This window comes from Nocardiopsis prasina DSM 43845 (assembly GCF_000341265.1).
GTDB lineage: Bacteria > Actinomycetota > Actinomycetes > Streptosporangiales > Streptosporangiaceae > Nocardiopsis > Nocardiopsis prasina.
The window spans coordinates 106,600-122,752 of the sequence record NZ_ANAE01000079.1 but is presented as its reverse complement, the minus strand read 5'-3'; the positions used below and the strand labels follow the sequence as shown (position 1 = coordinate 122,752).

16 protein-coding genes and 1 tRNA gene are annotated in these 16,153 nt (G+C 72.3%); 4 read left to right on the top strand and 13 right to left on the bottom strand.

The genetic code is table 11. From position 1 onward, the window contains the following. Window positions 1–49: 49 nt before the first annotated feature. The 3 genes from tilS to dacB all read right to left on the bottom strand — a co-directional run bounded on the left by tilS (window position 50) and on the right by dacB (window position 3,904). A complete protein-coding gene (gene tilS, locus D452_RS0104180; protein WP_017542896.1) occupies window positions 50–1,024 on the bottom strand; it encodes a tRNA lysidine(34) synthetase TilS in 975 nt (324 codons plus the stop codon). Beyond that, window positions 1,021–2,100 carry a zinc-dependent metalloprotease gene (locus D452_RS0104175; RefSeq protein WP_017542895.1) on the bottom strand — a complete coding sequence of 360 codons (1,080 nt, stop codon included), beginning with the start codon at window positions 2,098–2,100 and terminating at the stop codon, window positions 1,021–1,023. Before D452_RS0104175 ends, tilS begins: the two co-directional genes overlap by 4 nt. A gap of 457 nt (window positions 2,101–2,557) precedes the next feature. Continuing rightward, window positions 2,558–3,904, bottom strand: a complete 1,347-nt coding sequence (dacB, locus tag D452_RS0104170; protein ID WP_026128959.1) for a D-alanyl-D-alanine carboxypeptidase/D-alanyl-D-alanine endopeptidase — start codon at window positions 3,902–3,904, stop codon at window positions 2,558–2,560. Between the two features lie 83 nt (window positions 3,905–3,987). Between dacB and D452_RS0104165 the strand changes: the two genes are divergently transcribed. Further along, entirely contained in the window at window positions 3,988–4,512 is a 525-nt protein-coding gene (locus D452_RS0104165; protein WP_017542894.1) for an inorganic diphosphatase, read from the top strand. Window positions 4,513–4,578: 66 nt separating this feature from the next. Here the strand turns inward: D452_RS0104165 and D452_RS0104160 are convergent, their stop codons facing one another. Beyond that, the gene (locus D452_RS0104160) at window positions 4,579–5,172 is read right to left on the bottom strand and encodes an RNA polymerase sigma factor (RefSeq protein WP_017542893.1); all 594 of its coding nucleotides are present in this window, start codon (window positions 5,170–5,172) and stop codon (window positions 4,579–4,581) included. Window positions 5,173–5,297: 125 nt separating this feature from the next. Continuing rightward, the gene (locus D452_RS0104155; RefSeq protein WP_017542892.1) at window positions 5,298–5,549 is read right to left on the bottom strand and encodes a hypothetical protein; all 252 of its coding nucleotides are present in this window, start codon (window positions 5,547–5,549) and stop codon (window positions 5,298–5,300) included. Window positions 5,550–6,100: 551 nt separating this feature from the next. On the opposite strand from D452_RS0104155, the gene D452_RS0104150 reads away from it, so the two are divergent. Next, window positions 6,101–6,631, top strand: a complete 531-nt coding sequence (locus D452_RS0104150; protein WP_017542891.1) for a hypothetical protein — start codon at window positions 6,101–6,103, stop codon at window positions 6,629–6,631. A gap of 245 nt (window positions 6,632–6,876) precedes the next feature. Here D452_RS0104150 and D452_RS0104145 read toward each other — a convergent pair whose 3' ends face one another. Then, window positions 6,877–7,266, bottom strand: coding sequence for a hypothetical protein (locus tag D452_RS0104145; protein WP_026128957.1), 390 nt, complete (start codon window positions 7,264–7,266; stop codon window positions 6,877–6,879). Between the two features lie 58 nt (window positions 7,267–7,324). Next, a complete protein-coding gene (locus D452_RS0104140; protein ID WP_017542889.1) occupies window positions 7,325–7,534 on the bottom strand; it encodes a hypothetical protein in 210 nt (69 codons plus the stop codon). Window positions 7,535–7,704: 170 nt separating this feature from the next. Here D452_RS0104140 and D452_RS0104135 point away from each other — a divergent pair, with 170 nt between their 5' ends. Together D452_RS0104135 and D452_RS30815 are read left to right on the top strand one after the other, a co-directional pair. After that, window positions 7,705–8,538: an exonuclease domain-containing protein gene (locus tag D452_RS0104135; RefSeq protein ID WP_017542888.1), complete on the top strand. Its 834-nt coding sequence runs from the start codon at window positions 7,705–7,707 to the stop codon at window positions 8,536–8,538. Window positions 8,539–8,608: 70 nt separating this feature from the next. After that, window positions 8,609–8,764: a hypothetical protein gene (locus D452_RS30815; RefSeq protein WP_017542887.1), complete on the top strand. Its 156-nt coding sequence runs from the start codon at window positions 8,609–8,611 to the stop codon at window positions 8,762–8,764. 11 nt (window positions 8,765–8,775) lie between these two features. Here D452_RS30815 and D452_RS0104125 read toward each other — a convergent pair whose 3' ends face one another. The 6 genes from D452_RS0104125 to D452_RS0104100 form a co-directional block, all read right to left on the bottom strand. Next, window positions 8,776–9,129, bottom strand: a complete 354-nt coding sequence (locus D452_RS0104125; RefSeq protein ID WP_040693070.1) for a hypothetical protein — start codon at window positions 9,127–9,129, stop codon at window positions 8,776–8,778. Window positions 9,130–9,188: 59 nt separating this feature from the next. Then, entirely contained in the window at window positions 9,189–12,560 is a 3,372-nt protein-coding gene (locus tag D452_RS0104120) for a right-handed parallel beta-helix repeat-containing protein (RefSeq protein WP_017542885.1), read from the bottom strand. A gap of 141 nt (window positions 12,561–12,701) precedes the next feature. Further along, complete coding sequence (locus D452_RS31235) at window positions 12,702–12,872, bottom strand: hypothetical protein (RefSeq protein ID WP_017542884.1); 171 nt, start codon at window positions 12,870–12,872, stop codon at window positions 12,702–12,704. Between the two features lie 160 nt (window positions 12,873–13,032). Continuing rightward, a tRNA-Thr gene (locus D452_RS0104110) sits at window positions 13,033–13,108 on the bottom strand. Window positions 13,109–13,183: 75 nt separating this feature from the next. Further along, window positions 13,184–14,728 carry an alpha/beta hydrolase gene (locus D452_RS0104105; RefSeq protein WP_017542883.1) on the bottom strand — a complete coding sequence of 515 codons (1,545 nt, stop codon included), beginning with the start codon at window positions 14,726–14,728 and terminating at the stop codon, window positions 13,184–13,186. Between the two features lie 161 nt (window positions 14,729–14,889). Beyond that, window positions 14,890–16,062 (bottom strand): DNA polymerase III subunit delta', encoded by a 1,173-nt coding sequence (locus D452_RS0104100; protein ID WP_017542882.1) that lies wholly within the window; start codon window positions 16,060–16,062, stop codon window positions 14,890–14,892. Window positions 16,063–16,153: the final 91 nt, after the last annotated feature.

The window sequence follows — 16,153 nt, the reverse complement described above, 5'->3', positions numbered from 1 at the left end:
GGCCACGGTGCCCGACCACCTGCCGGAGCCCGGGGGTTCGGCCTCCGGATCAGGGCCCGAAGACGATCCGACCAGCGGTCCGACGCCCCCGAACCCCTCCGGGAAGGTCGATGTGGGCCTGCCCCCGCCACTCGGTGACAAGGCGATCCAGCTCACGTACGTGACGTGCGTTCAGCGCGCTCGCCGGGCACCCCGATTCCAGGGCGGCACGGCGCAGCACCCGGGTGCGCAGCGAGGGTTCGGCCCGTTCCAGCGGCGGCACCGCCAGCCCGGGCCCCCCTCCCTGCCGGGCCCGCTCGTGCAGGGCCCCGGCAAGCGCGTCCAGGGTGTCGGCGTCCGAGCGCAGCAGGGCGGCGGTCCTGGCCAGAGCGGAGGCGACCCCCGGACCGAGAGCGGCCTCCAGGGCGGGCAGCGCCTCGTGGCGCACTCGGGAGCGGGCGAAGCGCGGGTCGTGGTTGTGCGGGTCCTCCCACGGGGTCAGCCCCGTCAGGGAGCAGGCCTCGCGGACGGTGGCGCGGTCCAGGTCCAACAGGGGACGCAGGTAGTCGCCGGTACGCCGGGCCATACCGGCCAGGGACCGCGCCCCCGACCCCCGGGCCAGCCCGAGCAGGACCGTCTCCGCCTGGTCGTCGAGGGTGTGGCCGAGCAGGACCACCGCGGGACGGAGTTCGTCGACCACCGCGTCCAGGGCGTCGTAGCGGGCCCGCCGGGCCGCCGCCTCGGGGCCGCCCGACCCGCCGACCCGGACGTTGACCGCCCGCACGGGGTCGAGGCCGAGCCCGCCCAGAACCTCGGCCACGGTCTCGGCCCGTTCGTCCGAGCCCTCCTGGAGCCCGTGGTCGACGGTGACACCGCCCGCCCGCACACCCGCCCGGGGCGCCTCGAAGGCCAGCGCACCGGCCAGGGCCAGGGAGTCGGCGCCGCCGCTGCACGCCACCAGGACGGTGGTCCCCTCCGGCAGCTCGGACAGCGCCAGCCGGACCGCCGAGCGGACGGCGGCCACGGCGGGGGGCGGCCCGCTCACTCGGTGATGGCGGCGGGGCGCACGACCCGTTCGATCCACTGCGACGGAGCCCGGATCTCCTCCAGGGTGGGCAGCGTCTCCGGCGAGGTCCACACCCTGTTGAAGTCGGCCATCCCGACCTGCGCGACGACCTGCCGCACGAAGGCCGCCCCCTCCTCGTACTGCTTCATCTTCAGATCCATGCCCAGCAGCTGGCGCATGATCCGGTCAAGGGGGTTGGGGGACTCGCGCCGCTTCTGGAAGCGGGAGCGGATGGTCTCCACCGAGGGGACGACGTCCGGACCCACGGCGTCCATCACGTAGTCGCCGTGGCCCTCGGCCAGGCTCATGACGGCGGTGACCCGGTCCATCAGGGCGCTCTGCTCCGGGGTCTGGAACGCGGTGAGGAGGTTGCCCTCGCCGCCCCGCACCGCGTCCGCCACGGCCTCGCCCGCCTGTCGGAGGCGGTCGATCAGGTCGGAGGCGTCCATCTCCGTGGACAGCAGGAGTTCCCGCATGAGGTCCTGGACATGGCCGCGCAGCCACGGCGTGGCCGTGAACTGCATGCGGTGGGTCTCCTCGTGCAGGCAGACCCACAGGCGGAAGTCGCGCGGGTCGACGCCCAGCTCGCGTTCGGTGTTGACGATGTTGGGTGCCACGAGGGTCAGGCGCCCCGTCGGCGAGTGGCCGTCGGGGTCCGGTGGCAGGAAGAGTTCGTACTGGCCGAGGACCCGCCCGGCCAGGTAGGACAGGACCGCCCCGAGCTGCACCCCGGTGATCCGGGAACCGACCGCGCTGGTCAGGTTCCCGGCCGGGCTGTTGTTCAGCCGGTCGGCTCCCATCTGTTCGAGTACGGGTTCGAGTACGACCCGAAACCCGTCGACGTTGGCTCGAATCCAGCCCGGGCGGTCGACGATGACCGCGGGCCCCGAGGGTTCGAGGGGGTTCATTCCGGTGAAGTCGCGCACGTGCCCGGCGGCCACGGTGGACAGCTCGCGCAACTGCACCACGGCCTGCCGTGCGTCGGACAGGTCCACCTGCGGCCCAGGGCGCACGAGGCGAACACCGGTGTTGACGGCTACGTCCCAGTCGATCACAGTCACACGGTCAGCCTACCCACGCGACGGCTGTGAGCACGGGGATCAGGGCGCTATTTCAGGGCAGGCCCCGGGATGTCCCTGAGACCGCCCGAATCACTCTCCCCGGTCATGGAGCCAGTCCCGGGACCCGGATCACGGCCTCGTGGGTCCCGCCCGTACACCCCAGCCACAAGGGGGGTGCTTTCGTTCGGTGCCGGAGAGGGTTCTGGAGGTGGTGGAGGTGGGATTGCGAGGAACGAGCCATCACACCGAAGACACCGAAGGTTCCTCTGCAAAGGCGCCGAACCCGGGCCAAAGCGAAGCGGAGGCCCCAAAAAGTTCGGTGCCGGAGAGGGTTCTGCAAGACGAGTCAAGCCGCCAGCGAGGAACGAGCCAGGCGTAGACGAGGATGCTGTGTTGCCTTGAACCCAAATCCCTCTGCAAAGGCGCCGAGCAAAGGCCCCAGAAACCACTCTCAACCGCACCCGCACTGGCTGAGCGCCGTCGCCAACGTGTCCAGTTGGGGTCCGGAGGCTCCGGGGCTGTTGGCCATCAGGGCGAACACGAAGACGTTGCCCTCCTGGTCGTGGATGGTGCCGGCCAGCGTGCTGACGCCGTCCAGGGTTCCGGTCTTGCCCCGGACCAGTCCCGCGGCCGCGTGGGAGCTGGAGTGCTCCGAGTAGCGCCCGGCCAGGGTCCCCGTGGAGTGGGCGGTGGGCAGACCGGTGATGGTGGCGTTGAGGCGCGGCTCGTCGGCGGCGGCCTTGACCAGCTGGACCAGGGCGCGCGGCGTGATGCGGTTCTTGGTACTCAGACCGCTGTTGTCGGAGAGCTGGACCCCCTCGATGCCCAGGCCCTCCAGGGCCCGGTGCGTGGCGGTCGCGGCACCGGTGTGGTCGGGCTCCTCACCCGTTTCCAGGGCGGTGATCCGGCCCAGGGACTCGGCCATGTTGTTGTCGCTGGCGAGCATCATGAACTCGACCAGGGCGCTCATCGGCATGGAGTCCACGGAGGCGACCGGTTCGCCGGAGGCTCCGGCCTCGTCGGGTGAGCCCTCGACAGTCAGCCCGGCCTCCTCCAGCTGGTCGGCGAAGGCCTCGGCGGCGGCCAGCGGCGGGTTCGCGGACCGGGTGAGCACGTCGGTGTCCACCCGTCCGCTGTCGACCATCAGCGCGTGGATGGTGGCCGTGCTGCCCTCGGTGACGTAGTTGGGCTTCCACCCGGGGGCGGTGTCCGGGCCGGTGAAGAGCGAGTCGTCGTAGCCGACGGTCACGGTGTCCAGGCCCCGCTCGGCGAGGGCGGCGGCGGTGTCCTCGGCCAGCTCCTCCAGAGTGGCTACCTGCGGGTAGGCTGCGGAGTCGGCGGTCGCGGTCAGTGTGACGTCGCCCCCACCACGCAGCACCACCCGGTTCTCCTCGGCGTCGAGGTGGGCCTCGGTCCGCAGCACGTGGTCGGGGCCGACGGTGTCCAGGACGGCGACGGCCGTGGCGATCTTCGTCGTCGACGCCGGGGTCACCGGGGTGTCCGCGTCGCGTTCGAAGAGCGTCTCTCCCGTCACGCCGTCCACGACGTAACCGGAGAGGCCCTCCTCGAGCCCGGACGATGACATGGGATCATCAAGAATGTCCGCGATCCGAACCGGGTCCGCCGGGGTCGGGGTCGCGGGTGCAACCGCCGCCACGCCGTCGGCGCGCGTGACGGGGTTGGGCACCGCCGACAGCGGTCGTGCCTCGATCACGTCCAGGGCGACCAACCCGGTGATCAGCACGAATATGTTGAGCAGGGCCAGCGCGAGGAACGCCTCGCCTCGTACCCGTCGCACCCGGGGACCTGCCTTCCGTCGGTGTCGCGGCCTGACGTTGTAGTTATACGGCGACATTAGTCGCATTGGGAGCCGAGATCAGCATGGAATTCGACGTTACGATCGAGATCCCCAAGGGGGAGCGCAACAAGTACGAGGTGGACCACGAGACCGGTCGTATCCGTCTCGACCGCATGCTGTTCACCTCCACCACCTACCCCGCCGACTACGGCTTCGTCGAGGGGACGCTCGGCGAGGACGGCGACCCCCTGGACGCCCTTGTCCTGCTCAAGGCCCCGACGTTCCCGGGCTGCCTGATCCGGGCGCGCGCGATCGGCATGTTCCGGATGCGCGACGAGGCGGGTGGCGACGACAAGCTGCTGTGCGTCCCGGCGACGGACCCGCGCCAGGAGCACCTGCGTGACATTCACCACGTGAACGAGTTCGAGCGCCTCGAGATCGAGCACTTCTTCACCGTGTACAAGGACCTGGAGCCCGGCAAGTCCGTCGAGGGCGCCAGCTGGGTCGGCCGCCACGAGGCCGAGCAGGAGATCATCGCGTCGGTGAAGCGCGCGGAGGAAGCCGGTGCGCACGGCGACTCCTCGCACATCACCAACGAGGACCAGTAACCGGGGTTCCGGTGTCCACGCCAGGCCCGGTCGGGGTTTCCCGCCGGGCCTTCGTCGTGCCCGGGGTCAGGATGCCCCGGCGATCTGGGGTTCGTCCGTGCCGAGTTCGCGGCCGGGGTCGCGGGTCAGCGCGTACCCGGCCAGGACGAGCACCAGCAGCGCGCACAGCACGGCGATGACGAAGGACAGCTGGGGCAGCGGCCCGTCCGCGAGGGGCCCGTGGCCGGGAGGCAGCGGGAAGCCGTCGCGGCCGAAGCGGTCGGCCCGCGCGGCGACGTGTGTGCGGTACCCGGCCAGTTCCGGTCTGCCGATGCCGTTGAGGACCCGCGCCCGGACCAGATCGGCCCTCGCGGGCAGGGCCAGGGGGTGGGCGTCCCAGGTCCGGTGCGCTTGGTGACTCCCCAGGTAGCGGGAGCACTCGGCCTCCGTGAGGGCGTGCAGCCACTCCCTGAACCGCTCGGCGTTCGGCAGGCGTCCGATGTGCGCGCGGGCGACGATCAGGGTGTCCCTGAGGACGACGTGCGCGGCGTCCCGGTCGCGGAGGACCAGGATGCAACGCCGGTACAGCTCGTCTCCGTAGGCGTCGAGGAGTCTCGCGTAGGCGTCCGCCGTGTCGCCCCGGTCGAAGCGCAGGGCGTGCAGAAGATCCCGGTCCGTCATAGACCTAGAATCTACGCCGCGCACGGCGCGGTGCCCCACGGCTCGCCGGTGCCGTGACCGTCCCGTCGCACACTCGGACCGGCTCCGACCTGCCGGGCGGTCCTTCCCGAGGGGCGAGTGTGACCTCAGTCCGAGGTCCCCCGGGGCGGTTCCGGGGGGTCGTCCCGACCACCGGGAGGCTCCTCCCCCGGATCGACGAACAGGAAGCCCGCGTAACGGGAACGGGCCCACAGCAGCACGTGGGTGAGGGCGGTCAGGAAGGCGACCAGCAGTGCCGCTCCGGGGCCCAGGAAGCCGAGCGCCATCACACCGGCGGCGACCACCACGAGGGCGCGCACCAGTACACGCGCCCACAGGCCCGGTGCCTCCGGGGTCAAGGCTGCCCTCTGGGGACGGACGGCTGCACGGCCACTCCTGTCGCTACGGCTGTACTGGGGGATGGTCTCCGGTTCGACGGACGCGCCGTGTTCTCGGGTTCCACATGTCACCACCACGGGACGCCGCCCGCAACACGTTCCGGGCAGACCGGTAAGTGGTCCGACACGCACGATTCCCGGCGTTCGCTTGACGCGCCACCGACTTTGCTGGTCTCCTTACCTTCATGTATCCGCGCACCCGCACCGACGCCACGGCTCGCACGACCCCCTGGGTCTCCTGCCACCTGGCCCGTGCGGCGTGTCCGTGTTGTCGTCGCTGAGTCGTTGCCGAGGGGTCTGAGTCGACCGACCCCGCCCGACCAGTCCGCGAGCGGCCTCCACCATCCGGTGTGACGGGCCCGCGAGCGAACTCCACCAGGGTGATTGTCCTCTCCGAACGTGCGTTCGGTGTGGCCGCCCCTGCCGCCCCGCACCGTCCGGGGCCCATTGACGACACCCTCGCGGCTCCGGTCACCGGACCCGGCCGCGTACACGTGAAGGATCTTCCCACGATGTCCCAGCAGGTCCTGGCCACGAGCGCCGCCCGTCCCGGAACCACCGAGCCCGCTCCCCGTCCGCGCGCCGCGTCGGTGTCCCTCGACGGGATCGGCGACGTGGTCGACGCCGGACGCACCTCTGGTTACTCCCACCTGGCGGAACGCCGTCTGCCCACCGTGGGCCAGCTGGTCGCCGCGGCGCGCGGCGCCGCCGACTCGCTGCGCCGCCCGACCCTGTGGCCNNCCCCCCCCCGCCGCCACGTGGGCGGCCGGTTCCGGGTGACCACCGTGGCCCTCGAACCGAACAGCTTCGTGCCCGGTCCGGCCCGGCGGCCGGACCGCTCGCACGGCATGGAGGTGCTGCACCTGGTCAGCGGGAGGGCCCACCTGATCACGTCCGGCCCTGACGGTCAGATGCGTTCGGCCGCGGAGTTGGCCACCGGCCGCACCCGCGTGGTGGGTGGCGCCGGGAGCTCCTCCCAGAGCCACCACCACCTGGTGAACACCGGCGACGAGGTCGCCGTCCTGGTCCGTGTGAGCGTCTGACCCTCCCGGCTGGCGCACCGGGGCGTCGGCGTGTGGTCGGCCCCCCCTCCCCCGACGGCGGTGGGAGTGCCTGTCCGGGCCCCGGTGACACGGGCCTCGGGAGCAACCGGATGTCCGGAGGCGGTGCGGGTGGCGCCGGGGCGGAGATCCTCGCCTCCGGCGGCGACGGGGACCCCGGACCCGACGTGGTCCGCGCGCCCGGAGGACGTGCTCCGGGCCGTCCGGGGGTGCCGTGCCTCGGAGGTTCACTCATCGCGGCCCCGATCCGGGGCCGCGGCGCGCAGGGCGCCGTCCACGGCCTCGACCGCGCGCAGGACCTCGGCGGTGCGCCGCCCCTCGGCGAGGTAGGCGTTCATCACCTGGTCGAGCGCGTGCGGAGGGAGTTGGCCGCGTAGGTCCACGCGGGCCGTGCGGTACCCCTCCCGGGCCGCGTCCAGCGTCGCGGAGACGTACTGGCGCGCCAACCGGGAGAGGGCCACGGGATGACGTCGCAGAACCCCGTGCAGCCGGTAGTCGGCGGGCACGTGGTCGAACAGCCACTCCAGGGCCGTCTGCTCGAAGGAGTCCGACCCGGGTGGGTGCACACTCGCGGGCCAGTCCGATGTCAGGGACTGATCGGGCATACCACACAGCATACCCGCTGTTCGAAAGTATGTTCGATACCCGTGGCTCCGGGATCTCGGAGCCCTCCGATCATTCGGGGGTGTCGGCCTCTTCCTTCTTCTCGGCCGTGCGCCTCTCCAGTTCCACCCGGATGGCCTGCTCGGCCGCGTCCACGGCGGCCCGGGCGGTGATCGCGTTGGTGTGCGCCCGGTCCAGTTCCTCCAGCAGGATGCAGTCGAACGCGACCCGCGCGTCGTGGATGGTCGCTTCCAGCTGACGTGATGCCTCTTCCAGACTCATGCTCCTTCCCTTCCCCAGAATTGGGCACCCGCACACACTCGCCACATGGGCCCCGTCACCCCGTACCCTGGCGCGTCGTCCTCCGCGCCTACGATGGTTCGGAATCGCCGCTGTTCACGGCGGTGACGCCGAGGCAGGCACCGGGAGACCGCCCGGTCGGAGAGGAACCCATGCGCAACCGCTACCCCGGCACCTGTTCCGCCTGTTCGGTCCTGGTGGCGACCGGGGAGGGGTCCGTCCTCAGAGTGGACGCGCGCTGGCGCACCTACTGTGTCGGGCACGAGCCGCGCCCGGTCCCGCCGCCGCGCGGCGGCCACTCCGGCTGGCACACCCTCGACCTGCTCGGGTTCGACACCGAGACCTCTTCGCCGGACCCGGCCACCGCCTTCCTGGTGTCGGCCGCCCTGGTCGACGGCGAGGGCCGCCGACGCACGTGGCTGGTCGACCCCGGTGAGAAGGAGATCCCGGCCGGAGCGGTGGCCGTCCACGGCATCAGCACCGAGCGGGCGCGCGCCGAGGGCCGTCCCGCCGCGGAGTGCCTGGGGGAGATCGCCGAGGCGCTGGGCGGACATCTGGGCCGTGGCGGGGGACTGGTCGTGTTCAACGCGCCCTTCGACCTCACCCTGGTCGACGCCGAACACCGCAGGCACGGCCTGGGTCCGCTCGCCGAGGCGCTCGGGCGACCGCCGGAGCCGGTCGTGGACCCGCTGGTGATCGACCGCGCCGTGGAGCCCTTCCGGCGCGGCAGGCGCACCCTGGGCGACCTCTGCGCGTACTACGGGGTCCCGCTGACCGACGCGCACAACGCCGAGGGCGACGCCCGGGCCGCGCTGGCCCTGGCCCGGGAGATCGGGGCCCGCCACGCCGAGACCGCCGCGCTGACCCTGCCGGAGTTGCACCGGCACCAGGTGGAGTGGGCCCTGGAGTTCGCCCGCAGGCGGCAGGAGTGGCTGGACCGGGAGAAGCCCGACCACGGAACCGTGATCGACGGCACCTGGCCCTGAGGGGTGGGGCGGCTTCGGAGGCCGGGCCTCGGGGTAGGTCACCGAAAAAGCTGACTACCCGGGGGTTCACATGCTCTACCTCGTCCTCGTCCTGCTCGCCGTCTGGCTGATCCTCGCCATCCTCGGTGTCGTGATCAGGGGGCTGTTCTGGCTCGCGGTGATCGGCGGTCTGCTGTTCGTCGCGACCGCCGTGTGGGGCTGGCTCCAGAACCGCCGGAGGGTCTGAACCCCGCCCGGTCAGGGTTCGAGCGCGGGCCGTTCCTCGCCGCCCAGGCGTCGCACGACCCCGCGCGCCCGCGCCTCGTCACCGCCGAGGCGTGTCCGCACCATCCGGACCGCGTCGTCGGTGTGGCCCAGCGCGACCAGGTTGCGCACCCGCGCGCGGAGTTCCGCGGGCAGTTCGTCGGGGTGGCCCTGGACCGGGACGTACCCTCCCACGTGTGTGGCGGGCTCGGCCCTAGGGGGCGGTTCGGGCTCCGCCACCGCCGCGGGCGGGTCCATGTGGGCGAGGACGCGGCGCAGGGCGTAGGAACCACCGCCGAGGACGACCACGGCACCCATCAGGGCGAACAGCATGAACATCAGACTCATACCGCCCACTTACCCATACTTCGGACACAGCAGGCACATCACCCCTACACGCTGAGTAATCATTCCCCCAAGCCGGGGCCCCCGTCGGGCAGGTCCTCCGGCAGCAGGGTCCGGAGTTCGTCCACGCCGGGGCTCTCCCCCGACAACGCCGCCGCCTCGATCCGCCTCGCCTGCATGGTCAGGCCGGCCTCGAACAGCGCGCGCACCCGGTGTCCGCCGCCCTCGGCCAGGCCCCGGGCGTCAGCCCCCGCCAACTCCGACAGCGCACGCCGGGTCGCCTCCGGCACCAGGAGGTCGGCCCGCTCCGCCATCCCCACGAAGATGTCCGCCAGCTCCTCCCGGTCGTAGGAGGAGAACTCCAGGGTCCGCGAGAGCCGCGCCGCCAGGCCGGGGTGGTCCGCGAGGAACCCGGTCGTCTCCCGGGCCCGGCCGGACACGACCACCACGACCTCGTCCCGGTGCTCCTCCATGAGCCGCAGCAGGGTGTCGACCACCTCCTGTCCGACCCCGCGACCTCCGGTGAAGTCCCTGTTCAGCACTTCGGCGTCGGACAGGAGCAGCAGGCCCCCGCGCGCCCGCTCGAACAGTTCGCGAGTGCGCAGCGCCACCCTCCCGGGCCCCCGCTGTCCCGGCGGCCCCACCAGGCTCCCCGGCGAGGCCTCCACCACGTGCCCGCGGGGCAGGACCCCCACGGCCGCCAGCAGCTCCCCGTAGAGCCGCGCCACCGTTCCCTTCCCGGTTCCCGGCGGCCCCAGGAACACCAGGTGCCGCGCGGCCGGGCGCCGGTCGCCCTCCGAACGGGCCCGGCACAGGAGGTCTGTCAGCCCCTTCACCTGGCGCTTGACCTCTCCGAGCCCCACCAGGCCGTCCAGGCTCGCCAGCAGGGCGTTCACCCGGACCCCGTCCACCGCCTCGGTGGGCGTGGCGGGACCCTCGGCCACCACACCCTCAAGGTCGTCGGTCCGGATCCGGGTGAGGTCCGCGACGGTCTGGTAGCCACCCGCCGTGATGCGTTCGGCCTGGACCCGGAGCACCTCCTCGAACACGGCCCGCGCCTCCCGGCCGTGGCCGAAGGAACCCTCCGCGATCCGCCCCCGGAAGTGCCGGAGCAGGAGGTCGCGCGCCCCCTCCCCCAGGGTGTAGCCGCGTTCCTCGGCCATGGCCTCGAAGATCCCGCCGAGCTGCTCCGGGGAGTAGCCCTCGAACTCCACGGTGCGCGCCACCCGCGCGCGCAGCTCCGGGTTCGCTTCCAGGAGCGCCCGCATTCCGTTGGTGGGCCCGGACAGGACCACCACCACCTCGTCGCGGAGCTCCTCCATGAGCCCGGACAGGGTGTCGACCGCCTCCTGTCCCGAACCGTCGCCCCGGGACAGTGCGTACGCCTCCGCCACGAACAGCACCCCGCCCCGGGCCCGCTCCACCAGGTCCGCCGTCCTCTGGGCGCTGCCGACCCCGCGGTCGGCCACCAGGTCGTCCCGAGAGGCCGTCACGAACTGTCCCTGGCTGAGCAGGCCGAGCGAGCGCAGGATCTCCCCGTACAGTCGGGCCACGGTCGCCCTGCCCGACCCGGAGGGCCCGGAGAGCACCAGGTGGCGGCTGACGTTGAGCGGCGGGAACCCCGCTTCCATACGCTTGGCGCTCACCGTCTGGATGTTGACGAGGGCGCGGACCTCCTTCTTCACCCGGTCAAGGCCCACCAGCCCCTCCAGTTCGGCGAGCAGGGTCTCCAACGGTCGGGCCCGGTCCCGCACGGTCGCGTCACCGGACTCCTGCGCCGCCGTCCCGCCCTCGTCGGGACGGGTCGCCCCCGTCCCCGCGACCCGGGCGGCCGCCCGGTCGCCGTTACCGCCCTGGTTGGCGTCCCCGCCCCGGTTGCCGCTGAAGGTGGTCTCCTCCAGGTACACCGACGAGCTGTCGGCGGCCCACAGGCCCTCCTCGTCGTTACCGGTCACGGTGCACCGCACCAACCGCACCCGGCCGCCCTCCTCCACCATGACCCCGTCCCCGCGACCGTCCCGGATCGAGGTGTCCTCCAGGGCGGCCACGCCGCCCTCCCCCACCCGGATCCCGCGCTCCCCGCTGCCGGACAGGGTGGAGGAGCGCACCGTGACGTGCCCGCCCTGGACGTAGACGGCGTCCTCACCGCAGTCGGAGAGGTCGGCCTGGTGGAGCTGCACCTCGGTGCCGTCGAGGATGTTCAGCCCGTCCTCACGGGCGTCCCGCAGCACCATGCCGCGCACCGTCAGAGTGGCGTCCTCACGGCTGTGGATACCCGAGCCCACATCGTGGCCGACGATGTCCTCGAAGTACCCACGGCCGCCCACCACGATCGCCATCGGTCCGTGCCAGCGGCTGACCCTGAGGTCGCTCACCTCGAACCGGGAGCGGACCGAGGCGATGGCGCCGCGCTCCTCCACCCCGCTCTCCGCGACGGACATCCCGGAGACGGTGACCCGGGCGCCGTCCGCGATGAGCAGAGCGGCCTTGCCGATCCGGGTGCACCGCAGGTCGGTGACGTCGGCCTGGCCGCCGTCCACGAGTACCGCGTCCGTGGCGGTGCCGTCCACCGTCAGCCCCTCGACGGTGAGTTTGCCGCCCTCGATCGCCACGCCGGTCCGGGTGGCGTCGGTGATCTCGCAGTCGTTCAGAGTGGCCTCGGAGTCGCCGTGGACGAAGAACGCGTCGGTGTCCTCCTTTCGGGCACCCTCCACCACCATGCGGGTGAAGGTGGCCCTGGAGCGCTCGTAGACCCGCACGGGCCAGTCGTAGGAGCCGGTGACCCGGAGGTCGGTGAACTCCGCCCGCGCCCGGTCCCGCACGTACACCCCGCCGCCGTCGACCAGTGCGCAGTCGGTGAACTCCGGGGACGCGTCGGCCACGTACAGGGTGTGCCAGTCGTCGTGGGCTCCGGTGAAGACCGTCCCGCTGATCTTCGGGCTGCACCTGCCCTGGACGGCGATCACCGCCCCGGCGAAGTAGCACTCGCTGACACTGCCCTCGCTGCCGTCCCAGAGCAGCCCGCTGTCCTCGAACCGGCAGCCGACGACCTCCGCGCGGGCGCCCACCACGTTGACCCGCCGTGGCGCGGTGAAGACGCAGTCCACCGCCTTGAGCCGGGCGTCCTTCTGCACGTACAGCGGCGGGTACTCCTCCGAGGTGCTCCGCACGGAGATCCCGTGGAGCTCCAGGGTGCCGCCCTCGTGCACGTTGAACACGTTGGTCTCGCCGGTGGCGACGACCGTCACGGTCCCGGCGCCCTCGTCGGGTGTCACGACCACCCGCCCCCGTACGCCGATCACCAACGGCTCCACGTACTCACCCGGTGCGACGCGCAGGTGCAGGTCCGCCCCGGCGTAACGGTGTTCCCGTACCGCCTTCCCGAGTGAGGAAGTGGCGGCGGGATCTGTCTTCGAGACGCGGACCGTGATCATCCATCGACTCCCATGGGGGTATCGGCCCCGGCGCCGCGCCGGAGGGTCTGCGATAGGTACCGTATCCACCTGGGAGGCCGGGAACCCGGGACGACGCACAGACCTGTGGCCAGGGTCGGTCAGAAACCCCCGAACCCCAGCTCAGCCTCCCCTGCCCCCGGCGACGTCCTCCGCCCTCAGGGTCTGGAGTTCGGCCCGGTCCGGGTGGACGCCCGCCCGGACCGCCGCCTCGATCCGCCGTGCCTGCACGGTCACGCTCGCCTCGAAGAGCTTGCGGACCTCTCGGCCGTTGCCCTCGGCGTACAGGGTCACAGCAGCACGCGCACGACCGAGCTGGTCCACCGGAAGGAGCTGTGTCCGGTGATCACCGAGGGAGCCCACAGCATGGGGAACCTCTTCGCCGAGTGGGCCGCTGGCCCCCTTTTTGGCCCCCAACGCGAAACGCCACCCCGGACCGGGGTGGCGTTCTGGCTGGAGCCGCCTATCGGAATCGAACCGATGACCTATTCATTACGAGTGAATCGCTCTGCCGACTGAGCTAAGGCGGCACATCGCCACGCGGTGCGCGTGGCGAAGCAGAAACCAGTCTAGCGCCTCCACCGAGTGGGGCGAACCGGTCCCCGCTATCCGGCCTCGAGGTGGCTGGCGCAGGCCAGCCCGTCCTCGGGCACGGTCAGTTCCAGCAGGTACTCGTCGACGACCGTGTCCACGCAGGCGTCCCCCATCCGGTAACCGGTGTGGCCGTCGCCGTCGCGGGTCACCAGGAAGCCGGACTCCAGCTGGTCGGCGAGCGCCTCGGACCAGGCGTAGGGGGTGGCGGAGTCACGCGTGGTGCCCACCACCATGATCGGGTCGGCGCCGACGGCGTTGAGCTCCCCGAGCGGAGCGACCGCCTCTTCCGGCCAGAACGCACAGGTCAGCGCACCCCAGGCCAGCATCGGGCCGAACATCGGCGACTCCTCGGCGGCTTCGGCCGCCGCCTCCGCGTAGGCCTCCACCTCCCGGGGGGCGACCGAGTCCGAGCAGTTCACCGCGGTGAGGGCGGCCGTGGAGTTCTCGTACTCGGCCAGGTCGGCGCGCCCGTACAGGTCGTCGCCGAGCAGCAGCAGGCCGGTGCCGTCGCCCTCCTCCATCGCGTCGGTGAGCGCCTCGCGCACGCGCGGCCACCAGTTCTCGGTGTACAGGGCGGCGAGCACGCCCAGCTCGGCGCGGGCCCGGTTGACCTCACGGCCGTCGCCGGTGGAGTTGGCCAGGGGTTCGTCCGCGGCGCCCGCCAGGAGCGCGTCCAGCGCGGCGATGCCCTCGTCGACTCCGCTCCCCCGCGCGCCCAGCGGGCAGTCGGGTCTGGTCAGGCAGTCCTCGACGAAGGAGCGCAGCGCCGTCTCGAACCCGGTGGCCTGCTCCACGCTCACGCTCAGCTGGTCCTGGCTGGGGTCGACCGCACCGTCGAGCACGAGGGCCCGCACCCGATCGGGGAACTGCTCGGCGTACTGCGCGCCGATGTGGGTGCCGTAGGAGGCACCGAGGTAGGTGAGTTCCTCGTCCCCGAGCAGGCCGCGCAGCACGTCCATGTCGCGGGCCACGTCGGCGGTGCCGATGTTGCGCATGAGCTCGGGATCGTTCTCCTCACAGGCCTCGACGAACGCCCGGCTGTTGGCCTCGATCTCGGCCAGGCCCTCGGGGCTGAGCTCGGCGAGGTCGTCCGCCCCCTCGCCGTCGCCGTAGTCCGTGCCCAGGAACGCGTCGATCCCCTCGGCGTCCAGGCACGTGAGCGGGGTGCTGCGACCCACGCCGCGCGGGTCGAACCCGACCACGTCGAAGCTCTCACGGACCGGCTCGCTGACGGTGTAGGGGGCGTGGTCCACGAAGTCGTGGCCGGAGCCACCGGGACCGCCGGGGTTGACCAGCAGCGATCCGACGACCTCGTCGCCGGTGGCGGGCAGCCGCTTCACGGCGATCTCGATGCGTTCGCCGCCGGGTTCGTCGTAGTCCAGCGGCACCTCGAAGACGGCGCACTCGCTGTCGGGCAGGCCGGTCTCGCACTCCTCCCAGGCCAGCTCCTGCTCGGTGACCTCCACCCGGGCGGCGTTGTCGTCGCCGGTCGCGTCGTCGTCACCACCGCTCGTGCAGCCGGAGACCAGCACCGTCCCGGCGAGCAGCGCCGCCAACGGACCCCGATACCTCGTGCCCACCCGTAAACCGCCTTCACTCGAATCCCGTGGCCACACCCGTGGGGACGCGGCTCCGGACCACGCCCGTCGTGCCCGGCCGCGCCGACGCGTGACCGGGACCATTCTCCCGTCCGCCGTGGCCGTCCGCACCCCGGGTCCTAGCCCGCCAGGAGCGCGGAAGTCATGGCCTCCATGGCGATCTGCGGGTGTACGTTGGCCGCGATCCGTCCACGGCAGGACATGATCGCGTCGATTCTCCGCAGCGTGGACTCGGGGGTACCGGTACGGGCGATCCGTTCCAGGTCCCCGGAGCGCTCGGCCGTGGACAGCTCCACCGACGCACCCAACTGGAGGGCGAGCACGTCCCGGTAGAAGGCGGCCAGGTCCAGCAGCGCCCGGTCGTAGGAGTCCCGTTTGATCCGCGTGGCTCTGCGCTTCTGCCGCTCGTCCAAGTCCTTGAGCGCCCCCGCCGCGCCACGGACGGCCTTGGCCACGCCCTTGCCGGTGGAACCCTCGCCGAAGGCCGCCTTGAGCTCGTCCTTCTCCTTCTCGTTCAGGGCCGTGGTGAGCGCCTTGGACTCCTCCTCGGCGATCTCGAACAGGCGCGCGGCCGCGGTGACGCAGGCCCCGAGCCCGTCGAGCCCGGCCGGGATGGACAGGACCTCCTCCCGTCTGCGCCGCGCCTCCGGGTCGGTGGCCAGTTGCCGGGCCCGGTCGACCCGGCCGGCGGCGGCCCGGGCGGCCGCCTCGGCGGCGGTCCGGTCCACCCCGTCGCGCTGGACGAGGGCGTCCACGATCTGCCCGGTGCCGGGGGTGGCCAGGGTGACCATGCGGCAGCGGGAACGGATGGTGATGAGGAGGTCGTCCGGGGTGGGCGTGCACAGCAGCCACACCGTGCGCGGTGAGGGTTCCTCCACGGCCTTGAGAAGCGCGTTGGAGGCGGCCTCCGTGGCGCGGTCGGCGTCCTCGAAGAGCACGATCCGGAAGTTACCGCCGGAGGGCTTGGACCCGGCGCGGAGCACGAGTTCACGGGTGGCTGCCACACCGAAGCTCAGGCCGCTGGGCTGCACGTACAGCACGTCCGGGTGGGTTCCGGCCAGCACCTGGTGGCAGGAGTCGCAGTGTCCGCACCCCCCGGCCCGGCACTGGAGGGCGGCGGCGAAGGCGCGCGCCGCCTCCTCCCGACCGGACCCGGGCGGACCGGTGAACAGCCAGGCGTGGGTCATCCCGGCGCCGCGCCCCCCGGCGAGGAGATCGGCCGCGCCCGCCACGGCACGCTCCAGCTGCGCACTCGCCGCCTCCTGGCCGACGAGGTCGTCGAAGACCGTCAAGCTTGCCCCCCGGAGCACATGGAATGTCTGGTTCCAGAATAGGAGCCCCCGCCGACACCGGGACCGTTTTCCACAGGCCCTCCTCAGCGAC

Excerpts from the sequence above, each read along its gene's own strand:
- D452_RS0104165 (WP_017542894.1), top strand. The coding sequence starts at position 3,988 with ATGGAATTCGACGTTACGATCGAGATCCCCAAGGGGGAGCGCAACAAG.
- D452_RS0104160 (WP_017542893.1), bottom strand. The coding sequence starts at position 5,172 with ATGACGGACCGGGATCTTCTGCACGCCCTGCGCTTCGACCGGGGCGAC.
- D452_RS0104145 (WP_026128957.1), bottom strand. The coding sequence starts at position 7,266 with ATGCTGTGTGGTATGCCCGATCAGTCCCTGACATCGGACTGGCCCGCG.
- D452_RS0104140 (WP_017542889.1), bottom strand. The coding sequence starts at position 7,534 with ATGAGTCTGGAAGAGGCATCACGTCAGCTGGAAGCGACCATCCACGAC.
- D452_RS0104135 (WP_017542888.1), top strand. The coding sequence starts at position 7,705 with ATGCGCAACCGCTACCCCGGCACCTGTTCCGCCTGTTCGGTCCTGGTG.
- D452_RS30815 (WP_017542887.1), top strand. The coding sequence starts at position 8,609 with ATGCTCTACCTCGTCCTCGTCCTGCTCGCCGTCTGGCTGATCCTCGCC.
- D452_RS0104125 (WP_040693070.1), bottom strand. The coding sequence starts at position 9,129 with ATGAGTCTGATGTTCATGCTGTTCGCCCTGATGGGTGCCGTGGTCGTC.
- D452_RS0104120 (WP_017542885.1), bottom strand. The coding sequence starts at position 12,560 with ATGATCACGGTCCGCGTCTCGAAGACAGATCCCGCCGCCACTTCCTCA.